Raw genomic sequence first — 12,751 nt, 5'->3', positions numbered from 1 at the left:
TAAGGTTAATGCCTATCTACTAAACGGATTTCTGGCGCCACGAACTCCAAAGTGAACATGGCAGCCAGTAGATGTGCCGGCTCCGGGTGTTCCGGGCTTTCCGCCCATTTTCGCTATCATTTGACCCTGCGAAACTTCTTGCCCCGGGCTAACTAACATTGAAGCTAAGTGGCCATACATTGTTACTATCCCATTAAGATGTAAAAGACTTACATAATTTCCTGCCCCGCCGTTCCAGCCATATTTTACCTTTAATACTGTTCCCTGAGCTGCGGCATAAATTGGTTCACCGCATTGTCCATTGGTAAAGTCTATGGCGTTGTACCAATGAAGTCCCTGGCTTATCCCGCAGGGAGATGTAATGGGACAGATAAAATAACTTGAAGCTAACGGCATCTGGGCAGGCACTGGTATATAGCTTGACAAAGAAGGCTTTTGGCCGTTCGGAATAATTAAAATATCTCCCACAACAATATCTCCGTCCCCAGAAAGATCGTTCAACAATATGATTGCGTCAGTTTCCGCCTTATACAATGCAGTTATACCGCTTATTGTTTCTCCCTTTTTTACGTGATGGATTAACCCAGAAACCGGTAAGATAACCAGCTTTTGGCCAATTTGAAGATTAGAATCCTTCAAAAGATCATTAGCCCAAACGATGGTATTTAAGGAAATATCAAACTTTTCGGCCAAACCAGACAAGGTGTCGCCCGACTGAACGATGTATTCAAGAATTTCGTCTCTTGTCTCTGGCAAGCTGCTAGAATTTCCTTCTGCCAAAGCTCCTAAAACTTGGGGAGAAATATTTACCGGCGTAGAAACACCCAGCATGGCATTTCCTTGTAAGACACTGAAAAGAGAAAAATCAAATTTCTGTTCCTTCTCTTGATGTAAAAAAAGTTTATTATTGCTCAATTGACCAAAATGCCGGGAAGACGGTATTGGAGAAAGTAACGATGAAGAAGTGTTGCCCGGCAGAGACCTCAAAAAAGCCGGAGCTCCCAAAGAAACGAAACTAAACAGAAAAAAGGAGATAATGCCTAAATAAAGCAGAGGGTCTTTCAAAGATCCTCCGAGGTTATCCCTAAGTCCTTTTATAATTATCTTTGGAAAAATCCAGAATCCTTTCTGAATTAAGGGCCATACAGCCAACAACTGTCTGACCAAAAATAAACTAGAAATATTATTGTGATCATTAAGCCGTAAACGTAGCTTAATGGAAAGTTAGATTTTCCCGTCTTTAAAGACGGCTTTAGCTTCGACTAGACCCAGTCGAGCATCCTTTCTCTAATGTAATCTTTTGGGCAATAAAGTCAAGCCCTCTCAGGTTTTTTGGACAAGAGCCAGAAACTCCAGATTTAGGGCGAAAACGGCTCAAAAATTTGTGAAGGCAAGGTACTTTTCCACAGCCGAAAATTCTCTGCTATAATGTTTTAAGAACCGTGATTTCAATAAAAATAGTCAAAAATTTATTAAAAAAATATAAAGTTCGCCCATCAAAAAGATTTGGTCAGAATTTTTTAATAGACAGAAATGTTCTCAGAAAAATTATAACAACTGCCGACCTTCGATCCAAAGACGTTATTTTAGAAGTAGGCCCCGGAACCGGCATTTTAACCCAAGGATTAGCCGGGAAAGTTAAGGAAGTAATCGCTATAGAAAAAGATCCTAAAATGGTTAAGATTTTACAAGAAACAACAAAAAATCTAAAAAATGTTAAAATTATTCAAGGCGATATTCTCAAGCTAAACACTGTTAATTGCAGAGCAATTACAAGGAGCGAAGCGACTGGTTCGAAAAACTACAAACTAAAAACTACAAACTATAAATTGGTGGCCAATTTACCATATTATATTGTTTCCCCGGTAATCCGTAAATTTTTAGAAAGCAATTACCCGCCAAAGCTGATGATTTTAATGACCCAAAAAGAAGTGGCCCAAAGAATTATAGCCAAACCTCCCAATATGAGTCTTTTGGCTGTTTCTGTCCAATTTTATGCTAAGCCAGAAATCGTCAGTTATATATCAAAAAAATCTTTCTGGCCTCAGCCCAAGGTTGATTCGGCTATATTAAAAATAACCCCTGAGAAAAACCAACAGAGGCCGGACCTCTGTGGTTTATTCTTTAGAATTGTTCGGGCTGGTTTTTCACAGCCGAGAAAACAACTAATTAATAATCTTGCCCGTCTTCGCCAAGGCTTTGGCGGACAAGCAAAAATTTCAGAAACTGACCGGCAAAAAATCGAAAACTGGCTTTTGAAAAATAAAATCCGGCCAAGTCAAAGAGCCGAAACTTTAAGTGTCCAGGAATGGTTAAAATTAACCAAGACCTTTAACTTTACTTGATTGTTTTGTTTTATTATAATGAATTAATCTTCGAGAGAATATCATGAAATTAATTAATCAAAACATTAAAAAATTTCTTCTGCATTTAAGCAGAGACGGTAGATTGATAATTTTAGCTTGCTTACCCAGAACCGAGCACATAAAGAAATTATGTGCTCCGGCCAGGTGGGCTCTTTTATTTTTTGTTATTTCTGGATTACTCTTTCCCCTCTATCGTGCTTATGCTATTTTTGGAATACTCGGGGGTGTAGCCGACGCTATTGGTAAGGCAATTGGCTGGCTAATCGCCTCTTATATATTAATGATTCCTACGGCTATTTTAGGTATTGCCTCTATACTTCTGGGGTGGTCAATTGACCCCTGGTTTATCACTGTTCCTTATACTTCGGGAGGAGTAGTTGACGTTGGCTGGCCGGTTGTCAGAGATTTGGCCAATATGTTTATAGTCTTGGTCTTAGTTATTATTGGCTTAGCCACCGCTCTTAGATTAGAAGAATATCGGGCCAGAAAAACTCTGCCGATTTTAATTGGGGTAGCTTTATTAATTAATTTTACTCCGGTTATTTTAGGTGTCATTGTAGATTTTGCCAACATTCTGATGAACTTTTTTTTGGGGGGCTTAACCGGAGGAAAAATTATAGGTAGCGTGTTCACTAATATAAGCAATATGATTGCCAGCGACTTGGGAGGGTTTAACTTTTTTAATCCTATTGCGCTTTTAAGTTTTTTCATTAAAATTATAGTTATTGCGCTATTTATGTTCTTTGCTGCTATTGTTTTCTTTCTCTTTGCCATCCTTTTTATAATGAGAAGGGTGGCTATTTGGCTGTTGGTTATCATGTCCCCAATTGCCTTTGTCTTTTATGTTCTACCCGCTACCAGGGGTTGGTTCCGAACATGGTGGAGTCAATTTCTTCAATGGACATTCATTGGAGTCTTTGCCGCCTTTTTCTTATGGTTAGGAGACCATATGATTGGGATAGCCAGTAGAGGCGGCCTGACAGGAGCAGTAGGAGACCCCAATCCTGTCGCTGCTATTTTAAACGAGGTTTTGCCTTATGGAATAGCTTTGGCTTTCCTTTTACTTGGATTTTTTGCCGCCCTGAGCACCTCAGCCATGGGAGCCTCCGGAGTTATTTCTATAGCTCAAAAGGCGGGAAAAGCGATGCCTAAAATAGCAGGAGCTGCGGGAGTATCAACGGCCAGAGGCATTCCGGCTGTCGCAAGGACAGAACAAAGAATAAGGCAAAGGCTGGAAAGAACACCTCTTAGTGGGCTTGTGGGAGGGCCTGGGGCTTATGCATCAGAATTAGAAAGAGATAGAAAAAAAGCAGGGAGAAATCTTGGGGCTGAAAGTGTAGAAAACATTCGAGGGATTGCGGAAAAGGGTGTTATGACCCGAGAGGGTAGATTAACGCGGGCAGCGGCCATAGAAGAGCTGGCTAAGAGAGACCGGCTCGAGGCAAAAGATCAAAGATATTTCGGTGAAGCCATCAAATATGGGGTTTCTCCTAGAATGCTTTATGGTAAAATGCCGACTGCGGCAGTAGCGGGAGCTCCCGGTGTTTCTCCCGGCATGACTACAGAAGAAAGTATCCGTGGGCATATAGAAAGACAAGAAACTAGAGAATTCAGGAGAAACATTCTGCCCCAAGCCTTTGAAACTCAAACACCTGGTGGGCCAAAGTACACCGACGAAAATCTTCAAGTATTTTACTCTATGGACATGGCAAAGGTGCAGGAGTTAGGCCGCACAGGAAACAAACTGCAAAAAGACGCTCTGAGAAATCTTATCAACCAAAGGGAGCAAGATATCACCGATATGATTCGTGGCTTGACACTTACAGGCACCCCCAAAGCAATAAGAGAGGCTGAAAAAGTAGAAGCGATGTGGATCAATATTCAAGGTAATCCAAATTATCAAACCTAAATAAAATGTAAAAAATATGGCTCAAAAACTATCCAAAAATCAAGAAATAATTTTCCCGGACGAATCTCATTTTGTCATCCAAGAAATACTGAAAAAGTATAAACTGCACAGAGAGCCGAAAGAAATAATGGAGAAGTTGGCACAAGAGTTAAAAGAAGCTCAAACTTTTAAAGAAAAGGAGAAAATTACTGGAAAACAGCCGGAAAGAAAAATAGCAAGACTTATCAAGGATATGGCTGAGGAAAAAATAATGATTAAGGATTTTCCAGAAGAACTTCGGCAAATTTTTAATATTTCTCCGAAAATTGCAAAAGATTTAGCTAAAGACCTTGAGAAAAACGTTCTTACTTTTGCCAGAAAAGTCGTAATCGAAAGGGAAATTACTCCTCTTACCAGGAAAAGAGTTCCGATTAAACCTCTGCCAGTTGCTCCTCCGCCGCCAGAGGAATCCTTAAAAACTCCGGCTCCATCTGAACCAGAGACTGTTCCACCAAAAATAGAAAAGCCTGAAACTCCCTTAGAAGAAGAAAAACCTATGCCGCGGAAAGAAGATACTTACCGGGAACCATTTGAATAAATATTGATATAAATAACAAAAGAGGGGCGACAGTAGTCGCCCCTTTATAATTAGGGTATCCCATACCTTCTTCTCTCTTCTTCATCCATCTCTCTGGTTCCGCCTGGAACGCGGACTCTTCTACGGCCTTTTTTTTCTTCTTTTTCTTCTTTTTCTTTTCCGCCCCCTGGCATTCTTTGCCAGGCAGCAACAAGGTTCAAGAGAGATTTCTCAATTCCATCGGCTCCCTCTACCCGGATGTCAAGGTAGGCATTCTTGTCAAGACCCATCCTTCGAACAATCAAGTCCTTGGACAGGGCTAGGAATTCCTTTCTGGCGTCGGGGTCAGCTTCAATTTCCGCCTGAACTTCCTGAAGCGACTTGCCTCTGCTTTGAGCCATCATTTCAATGACTGTTCCGACCGTTTCGGTGGCCCGAGTCTGAGAAACAAACTTTGCCGCTTGAGCCTCTAGCCTTGCCCTGTCGGGCCCTGGCAGAGCTTGCTCCAGTTCTTGAGGAAGCTTTACTTCCTCAATAGCCAGTCTCAAATCGTCTGGATGGAATCCTGCCGCAAGCAAAGCACCATCGCTAGACTTAAAAACGTCCTCAGCTGCCTTTCTAACGTCTTCAATATCCTCGGTTGCCTGTCTCCAGGTAACCTTACCCATAGCTACACGCAGGGCTGCGACTATTGCCTCTCCAGTGAAATCCTTTAGCTTTCCTTCGTCAATGGGAATCTGTCGCCGGTATATTTCGACAAGCCCGCCTTTGGCTTCAATGTCTGTCATTCCTGCTTTCTTGAGTTCATCTTTTTTCTTTGTTAGGGCCGTTTCGCTGTTCACCCTCGCTATTTGCAGTTTCCCCTGCTGGTCTTTGTACCGAAGCCATACGTAGCACTGCGGGAAGCTCACATAAGCTACTGAATCTACTTTTAATACCTGGGCTCCATATTCTATTCCATCTATCGTTTCTCTTTTAGTCACAGCCTCTCTGGCCGGATAATCCAGGTTATACATCGTTTTGGGAAACCTTCTGAGAGAGCTAAACCAGAGAGGAATCCAGCGAAGGCCGCTGTCGAAAAACTCTTCTGGTCTTCCCAGGATAACTTTTATTGCCATCTCTTCTGGCTTCACTATCTGGGGTATTATGGGAAACTTCCACCATCCTAACTTTATATAGACAATGGTGAAGAGTGAAAGGAAGACTACTCCGAAGACTATTCCAGTTACTATCGTTGCTACCATTTTGCACCTCCTAATGCAGTTGTTAAATAACTTTTTGCCAAGATTTCTCCTTTTCTTAGCTTTTTAATTATATAAGATTTAAGTTTTTTGTCAAGTTTTTGCTAATACAAAAATAAAAAAGAGCCCCTTTTAGGACTTCCTCGGATTAGATAATGTTAAATAGTTTAAAAATTTTCTTTGCTAGAAAAATTGGGTAAGGGGGGAAGGCCAGATCGCGGTCTCATCGACTACGAATCATGAGGCCCTCCTCCCCTTGGTATTAGGTGCCCTGGACTGTCCAGCGCACCGCTCGGCCTGTGACACAAAGGCTCATCCAGATCCTCCGAGGACGGAACCTGCTGATTGTCCAACCCAGAGTCTGGAAGACAAAGCGGATAACACGGAGTACGAACCAGGGAAGCCAGCCGACAATGATTGCCAGCCGTCGAGGCCAAGCGATGCTGCTATGGCTACCCTCAATCCCGGGATGGTGGGAAGCTTGATAAGTGCAGAGAGCACCCCCGCACCTTTCTTTCCCCACTGCCCGCTGGATGAAGATCCCCAGGACAAGGTAATTGCCTACCATTCCCAGGATAAACCCAGCATCAACAACAAAGCCAGAATTGGATTCCATTTTTCCTCCCTTTCTGTTCTTTTTCTCCGAGATTACTCGGAGTCCGCATTGTTGCGGAAATTCGTTTTTCTCTCCGTAGAATCCACCAATTTCGATGAACTTTGCGGAAAAAAGAACTCTCCTAAAAAACAAGGCCCTCGGAGAGAGCCGTCTATGACGAATTTAATATGAAAATACTTGCTCTCTCCTCTTACGCCTGTATTATAGCATACCCTCATAATTTGTCAATAACAATGTCTTCTTTTTGACGCCTTGATGTTTATTGTCTTTGATGTTATTTACTACTATTTTTTGTTTGTGATATAATTAAGATAATTACTTAGCGCGGTTTAATTAAATAGTTTTTTATTCTTAAAGATAAATAACAACATGGAATTTTCTATTCCCCAATTTATTGAAATGGAAACGAAGATAGTTGGTCCTTTTACTTGGCGCCAGTTTATTTTTCTTGGTGGAGCTGGAATTATTATTTTTTTTCTCTATTTTATCTTAAGTAATTTTTACCTTTTCCTTGTCATTGCTTTTATTCTGGCAATTACAGCCTTCAGCTTCGCCTTAATTAAAATTGGGAACCGGCCCTTGTTAAGCGTATTAATAAGCTTTGTATTTTTTAATATTTCATCGAAAGTCTATACCTGGAGAAAAAAACAAACAGAGCCAAGGCTTGTTTATAAAAAAGAAAAAGTAAAGGCCGGAAAAGAAAAAGCCGAACCAGCTGCTTTATTGAAAATAACCAAGCAAGGCCGTTTAAAAGATTTATCAACTCAAATTGAACTCAAAACGAAATAAATTCTCTAATTCAATTTACCAATCAGAAATTTTCGATTTAACAATGTGGCAATTTGACAATGTAACAATGTAGTTTTATGGCACAAGCAACTACTCAACAATTTTTGGAGGTTAAACAAATAAGAGAAGGGGTAATTGTTTTAAAAAATAGAGCCCTAAGAGGAGTTTTAATGGTGTCTTCTTTAAATTTTGCCTTAAAATCTGAAGACGAACAAAATGCCACCATCTATCAATTTCAGAATTTCTTAAATTCGCTTGATTTCCCTTGCCAAATTTTAGTTCACTCAAGGAGATTAAATATTACGGGATACCTTGAAAAAATAAAAGAGCTGGAAAAAAATCAGAAAAACGAACTGCTTAAAATTCAAACGGGTGGATATTATGATTTTATAAAGAGTTTGGTTGAGTCAGGCACAATAATGACAAAATCTTTTTATGTGGTTGTTCCTTTCACTATTTTTGAAGCCCAGGGGATAAAAACTCCGCTGCAATTACTTAAAGCCCAGAAAATGTCTGTTTTGAACGAGGGAGAATTTCAAAGATGCAAATCTCAACTTTGGCAGAGAATGGAGTTTGTGGCCTTGGGATTAAGAAGATCCGGACTACGAGCGATTCCCCTAACTACCGAAGAATTAATCGAACTTCTCTGGGGTCTTCATCACCCAAGAGAATCTGAATTTGGCTATTACCCAGAAATTCCTCCCGAACTAAGTATCTAATAACCCTACAAATTCGTATATTCGTACTGATTCGTAATTCGTAGGGTTGGTAATTCGCAGGGATATGAAAATACCTTTTTTAAAAAAGAAAATAAAAATTCCAGAAAAAATTTTTGAAGACGAGCCAATCACAGCTGTTGATATTATTGCGCCCTCGTCTATTGAAGTAGGTCAAAGTAATCTTAAATTCGGTGATAGAATGGCCAGATCTTTTTTTGTTTTCTCCTTTCCTAGATATATTGGCTCTGGCTGGTTTTCACCCCTTGTAAATTTAGAAAGCCCTCTTGATATTTCACTATTTATTAACCCAACTGACACAGGCACAATTTTAAAGAAGCTACGGAAAAAAGTTACCGAAATCCAATCTGAAATTATCGATAAAGAAGAAAAAGGGCTGGTACGCGACCCCGCCCTAGAAACAGCCTATCGAGACCTTGAGTCTTTAAGAGATAAGCTTATGTCGGCCCAGGAAAGAATGTTTAAATTCGGCCTTTATTTAACTATCTATGGCGATAACGAACAAGAATTAAAAAATACCGAGAATACTCTACGTTCAATTTTTGAATCGCGCTTAATCTACATTAAACCGGCCCTCTTTCGGCAAAGAGAAGGGTTTGTCTCAACCTCTCCTTACGGATTAGACCTCATGCAGGTTTATACCCCAATGAATACCGGCCCTCTTTCAAGTTGTTTTCCTTTTATCTCTTTTGACCTTTCTTCAAATGAAGGGATTTTATACGGCCTTAACCTTCACAATAATTCTTTGGTCTTATTTGACCGCTTCAGTCTGGAAAATGCGAATTCGGTCGTTTTCGGAAAGGCAGGCGGAGGAAAAAGTTATGCAGTAAAATTAGAAATTTTACGACTTCTAATGCAGGGCGTAGATGTTATTATTATTGACCCTGAAAATGAATATGAGTCTTTGTCTGATGCTGTTGACGGCTCCTTCTTTAAAATTTCCCTGACCTCTCCCAATCACCTTAATCCTTTTGATTTGCCAATTCCCAGAGAAGATGAAAGACCGGAAGATATTTTAAGATCGAATATTATCAACTTGGTTGGTCTTTTGAGAATTATGCTGGGGGGATTAACCCCGGAAGAAGATGCTATCATTGACCGGGCTTTAACCGAAACTTATGCCGCTAAAGATATTACTCCGGAGTCTGATTTTTCTAAGATTGAACCGCCTTTAATGCAAGATTTAGAATCCGTTTTGGATAGCATGGAAGGAGCAGAAAGTCTGGTTACAAGGGTGAGAAAATTTACCCGAGGAACTTTTGCCAGTTTTTTCAACCAGCCATCAAACATTAAAACAACGGGCCACTTTGTCTGTTTTGGCATCAGAGACATGGAAGAAGAATTAAAACAAATGGCAATGTTTATAGTCTTGAGGTATGTTTGGAATACCATCCGCTCAAAATTGAAAAAAAGAATTTTAGTGGTAGACGAGGCCTGGTGGTTAATGCAGACCGAAGATGGGGCTTCTTTCTTGTTTGGAATAGCAAAAAGAGCAAGAAAGTACTGGTTGGGAGTAACAACGATTACCCAGGATGTAAATGATTTTATGAAATCAGAATACGGCCAACCAATAATCGCCAACTCCGCCCTACAGCTTTTAATGAAACAAAGCCCTGCCACCATAGACATTGTTAAAAAAACTTTTAATCTGACTGAAGAAGAAAAATATTTATTATTAGAATCATCGGTCGGAGAAGGATTGTTTTTTGCCGGCCAAAAACATGTGGCGCTCAAGATCGTTGCCTCTTACGGGGAAGATCAGTTAATCACTACTACTCCCGAAGAAATCCTGAAAATAAGAAAAGCAAAGAAAGAACTGGGTAAACCCACCTAAATTTTTTGGGAAAACTTGAGCGGGTAAAGAAAAAAGATAATGACTATGGCTATTAAATCTTTAAAAACGACTACTAAGCCTTTAGAAAAGAAAAATAAATCTCTAGAAAAGAAAATAAAAGAACAAATAGAAACGGCAGAAATCGAAAGACAAGGAGCTCTACTTAGCCCGGCAGGATTGATTATGCTGCCTCTTGCCGCTATAATAGATATAATCGATTTCTTCATTGGAAGTCTTCTTATTCTTGATATCGTCGCAATACTTGTAATCGGGGGCTGGATTTATTCCCGCTCTGGACAGCTTAAAGCCACCCGGGGGGCAACGGCCAGATTAGGAAAAGCAGCCAAATGGGCAAAAAGACTAAGATGGTTAAGACCCCTGCTAATTGCCATAGAGTTCATCCCTATTGTGGGAATGCTCCCTCTCTGGGTTCTATTGGTTTATTTCGAACTTAAGCAATGAACAAGAAAGTAAAAAAATACAAATTAATTTTTTTAGTTTCTTTCCTCCTGTTTTTTGCTGTTTTTGTTTTTGCCCAGGACTTAGAGGTTACCTATCCAACCATCCCGGGAGCGCCTCTTCCGGCAGAACCTACTTTGCCGGAATATATAAAATATATTTATAACTTCGCACTAATTATTGCCGGCCTGATAGCTTTTTTCTCTCTAATATATGGCGGCTTTCGTTATATGTTTTCAGTAGGCCAACCAGCTGCCATGTCAGACGCCAAAGACCAAATCACAGCTGGAATTGTCGGTTTAATGATTTTACTGGGCTCTTATTTATTTTTAGTGGCTGTTAACCCCGAATTAACCATTTTACGCATCGGCCCTCTTGACCTCGCCTTAGAATGCAGTGTTGATGCAGATTGTTACGAAGGCCAGGAATGTAATGGTGGAGTTTGTATGGTGCCAATTAAACCGCTTCAGTTAACGGCCAAAGTTTATAGACTCTATGAAATTCCCATTGGAAAGTTAATCGAAAGGGTTTTAGAATCAAACAGGCTAAATCGACTCAATAGTTCTGCCCAGAGCATTAAGAACCTCTCAGCACAAATTTCCGACAAAACAATCCAATTTGAAGACATAATCAATAATCCTTGTAATGTATGCGGCAACACCGAACCCGATCCTTCAGAGTGCGATCTTGGACAATCCGGTGCTGATCCTCCTCCTGATTTTGGGTTAAATTATTGTCTGCCGATGCAATGTGCAGGTGATCCCTGTTTAGACGTTGAGTTTTGTGGAGGTCCCTGTCAGGACTGGGATCCAGAGCCAGTGATTTGCACGGGCGAACCTTGTTTGGATAAACGAGATGACGCTGAAAATCTAAAAATAGATATTCGCAATCTGGCTGCGGTTTTGGCGGCTGAAATGGAAGCAATACTTCCCGATCTGACCAGTTTCAAAAAAGATAACCAGAGATTAGAATTAGGGATAAAAATCATCAGAGAAACGATTTACCCCATAAATTACGACAATATGTTGGAGATGAAACAGATTATACTGGAACTGGGCGGAGATGTGGAGATTGTTCCCTTTACTTTTTTGGGCCAGACGATTAGGGGAAAAGGCGACCCTGCTACTTTTTATACTGACGAAGAACAAGTAAAAGAGCTAATGGCCAGCGGGGGTTGGCCTTCCTTCCCCATCTTAGATACCCTCGCTGGTTGTAACGAGTGCGAAATTGACCTCTATTTTAATGATTTTGACATACCAGCAAGCATCAAAGAAGATTTAGCTGCTACATATCCGACAATAAAAAACACAACCTGTCCTGGTGGAATTGATTGCTGGGATTATATAGTAAACTGGGCGCAAGCTAACAACTGGAACCAAGCTTTGATTTTAACTATGTGGGGAGAAGAGTCTGGGTTTGATGATGATGGTACGCCGTGCGATATTGGCGGTGAACTCTGTTGGACTTTAGGAATAGTAGACTGCCCAGCTGGCCGGGGCGTTCCTGCCCAATTACAATGTTTCCTCGACATAGTAAGTAATTGTAGCGGTTTTTGCGGAGAAGATAACACTGACTTTTGTTCTTTTATGCGCTGTTGGTCAGGAGGAGCTAGTTGCACCCTTTCCAATAACCCCAACTTTTGGCCCAATTTTTTTCCACTCTATATCAGCTTGTTCCCTGATCTTGGCGAGCAAGAAGCTGAAGAAAACCCGGCATATCCTACGGGCAGCTGCACCACGACAGCCCCTGGCGGCGGCGGTCCTCTGCCTCCCGAATTAGCGGGTTGTCCCCTTCAGCCTGGTTTTGGTTTTACCTGCGGCTGGGAAGGATATCCCGGGCATCATGGAATTGATCTTTCTGCCGCAAGAGGCGATCCTGTTTATGCAGTAGCTGATGGTACGATTACTGCTTATCATCCTTTTGGCAGCTGTGGTATTGCCATTAGACTTTTTACAGAATTCGGCGAATTTCGCTATTGCCACCTTTTAGACACCTGTGGCGAGAATATATGTCTTGCGAATGAAGCCAGCATAGGAATCTTGAAAGGAGACTTAATTGGCCATGTCGATGATACTGGTTTTAGTGAAGGCGACCACCTCCATATGGGTTATTTTCCAGACACAGTAAATCCTTACCCGGCAGAATGTGTACAACTTGAATGTGTTGATGCAGCTCCCGATTGGACTGCTGGGATTTGCGGTCCTGATCGAAGAGATGACCCTGCTTTATGCTGGTAATTTAATT

At 41.0% G+C, this 12,751-nt stretch carries 11 protein-coding genes; 9 read left to right on the top strand and 2 right to left on the bottom strand.

What is annotated here, in order from left to right; translation table 11 throughout:
- Positions 1-12 precede the first annotated feature (12 nt).
- Positions 13-1,167, bottom strand: a complete 1,155-nt coding sequence (locus ENH66_00915) for a LysM peptidoglycan-binding domain-containing protein (GenBank protein HDZ54262.1) — start codon at positions 1,165-1,167, stop codon at positions 13-15.
- A 248-nt stretch (positions 1,168-1,415) separates the two neighbouring features.
- Here ENH66_00915 and rsmA point away from each other — a divergent pair, with 248 nt between their 5' ends.
- From rsmA to ENH66_00900, 3 genes are read left to right on the top strand one after another with little or no spacing between them, the layout of a single operon-like run.
- A complete protein-coding gene (rsmA, locus tag ENH66_00910) occupies positions 1,416-2,345 on the top strand; it encodes a ribosomal RNA small subunit methyltransferase A (protein ID HDZ54261.1) in 930 nt (309 codons plus the stop codon).
- Between the two features lie 43 nt (positions 2,346-2,388).
- A complete protein-coding gene (locus ENH66_00905; protein HDZ54260.1) occupies positions 2,389-4,275 on the top strand; it encodes a hypothetical protein in 1,887 nt (628 codons plus the stop codon).
- A 16-nt stretch (positions 4,276-4,291) separates the two neighbouring features.
- The gene (locus ENH66_00900; GenBank protein ID HDZ54259.1) at positions 4,292-4,852 is read left to right on the top strand and encodes a hypothetical protein; all 561 of its coding nucleotides are present in this window, start codon (positions 4,292-4,294) and stop codon (positions 4,850-4,852) included.
- Between the two features lie 50 nt (positions 4,853-4,902).
- On the opposite strand, the gene ENH66_00895 is transcribed toward ENH66_00900, so the two are convergent.
- On the bottom strand, positions 4,903-6,075 hold the full coding sequence (locus tag ENH66_00895) for a hypothetical protein (protein ID HDZ54258.1): 1,173 nt from the start codon (positions 6,073-6,075) through the stop codon (positions 4,903-4,905).
- Positions 6,076-6,520: 445 nt separating this feature from the next.
- Here ENH66_00895 and ENH66_00890 point away from each other — a divergent pair, with 445 nt between their 5' ends.
- The 6 genes from ENH66_00890 (at position 6,521) to ENH66_00865 (ending at position 12,744) form a co-directional block, all read left to right on the top strand.
- A complete protein-coding gene (locus tag ENH66_00890; GenBank protein HDZ54257.1) occupies positions 6,521-6,859 on the top strand; it encodes a hypothetical protein in 339 nt (112 codons plus the stop codon).
- Positions 6,860-7,057: 198 nt separating this feature from the next.
- Positions 7,058-7,477, top strand: a complete 420-nt coding sequence (locus ENH66_00885; GenBank protein HDZ54256.1) for a PrgI family protein — start codon at positions 7,058-7,060, stop codon at positions 7,475-7,477.
- Positions 7,478-7,554: 77 nt separating this feature from the next.
- Positions 7,555-8,196 (top strand): hypothetical protein, encoded by a 642-nt coding sequence (locus ENH66_00880; GenBank protein ID HDZ54255.1) that lies wholly within the window; start codon positions 7,555-7,557, stop codon positions 8,194-8,196.
- A gap of 64 nt (positions 8,197-8,260) precedes the next feature.
- Positions 8,261-10,048, top strand: coding sequence for a DUF87 domain-containing protein (locus ENH66_00875; GenBank protein HDZ54254.1), 1,788 nt, complete (start codon positions 8,261-8,263; stop codon positions 10,046-10,048).
- A 45-nt stretch (positions 10,049-10,093) separates the two neighbouring features.
- The gene (locus ENH66_00870; protein HDZ54253.1) at positions 10,094-10,510 is read left to right on the top strand and encodes a hypothetical protein; all 417 of its coding nucleotides are present in this window, start codon (positions 10,094-10,096) and stop codon (positions 10,508-10,510) included.
- Positions 10,507-12,744, top strand: coding sequence for a M23 family metallopeptidase (locus tag ENH66_00865; protein HDZ54252.1), 2,238 nt, complete (start codon positions 10,507-10,509; stop codon positions 12,742-12,744). Before ENH66_00870 ends, ENH66_00865 begins: the two co-directional genes overlap by 4 nt.
- Positions 12,745-12,751 lie beyond the last annotated feature (7 nt).

The organism is Candidatus Nealsonbacteria bacterium (assembly GCA_011050465.1).
In the GTDB taxonomy this organism is placed as follows: Bacteria; Patescibacteriota; Minisyncoccia; order Minisyncoccales; family RBG-13-36-15; genus RBG-13-36-15.
Note: the sequence above shows the minus strand (reverse complement) of the source record. Positions and strands in the feature narration are given on the sequence as shown.

Coding starts and splice junctions, on each gene's coding strand:
- ENH66_00900 (HDZ54259.1), top strand. CDS start 4,292: ATGGCTCAAAAACTATCCAAAAATCAAGAAATAATTTTCCCGGACGAA.
- ENH66_00895 (HDZ54258.1), bottom strand. CDS start 6,075: ATGGTAGCAACGATAGTAACTGGAATAGTCTTCGGAGTAGTCTTCCTT.
- ENH66_00870 (HDZ54253.1), top strand. CDS start 10,094: ATGGCTATTAAATCTTTAAAAACGACTACTAAGCCTTTAGAAAAGAAA.
- ENH66_00880 (HDZ54255.1), top strand. CDS start 7,555: ATGGCACAAGCAACTACTCAACAATTTTTGGAGGTTAAACAAATAAGA.
- ENH66_00905 (HDZ54260.1), top strand. CDS start 2,389: ATGAAATTAATTAATCAAAACATTAAAAAATTTCTTCTGCATTTAAGC.
- ENH66_00865 (HDZ54252.1), top strand. CDS start 10,507: ATGAACAAGAAAGTAAAAAAATACAAATTAATTTTTTTAGTTTCTTTC.
- ENH66_00875 (HDZ54254.1), top strand. CDS start 8,261: ATGAAAATACCTTTTTTAAAAAAGAAAATAAAAATTCCAGAAAAAATT.
- ENH66_00890 (HDZ54257.1), top strand. CDS start 6,521: ATGGCTACCCTCAATCCCGGGATGGTGGGAAGCTTGATAAGTGCAGAG.
- ENH66_00885 (HDZ54256.1), top strand. CDS start 7,058: ATGGAATTTTCTATTCCCCAATTTATTGAAATGGAAACGAAGATAGTT.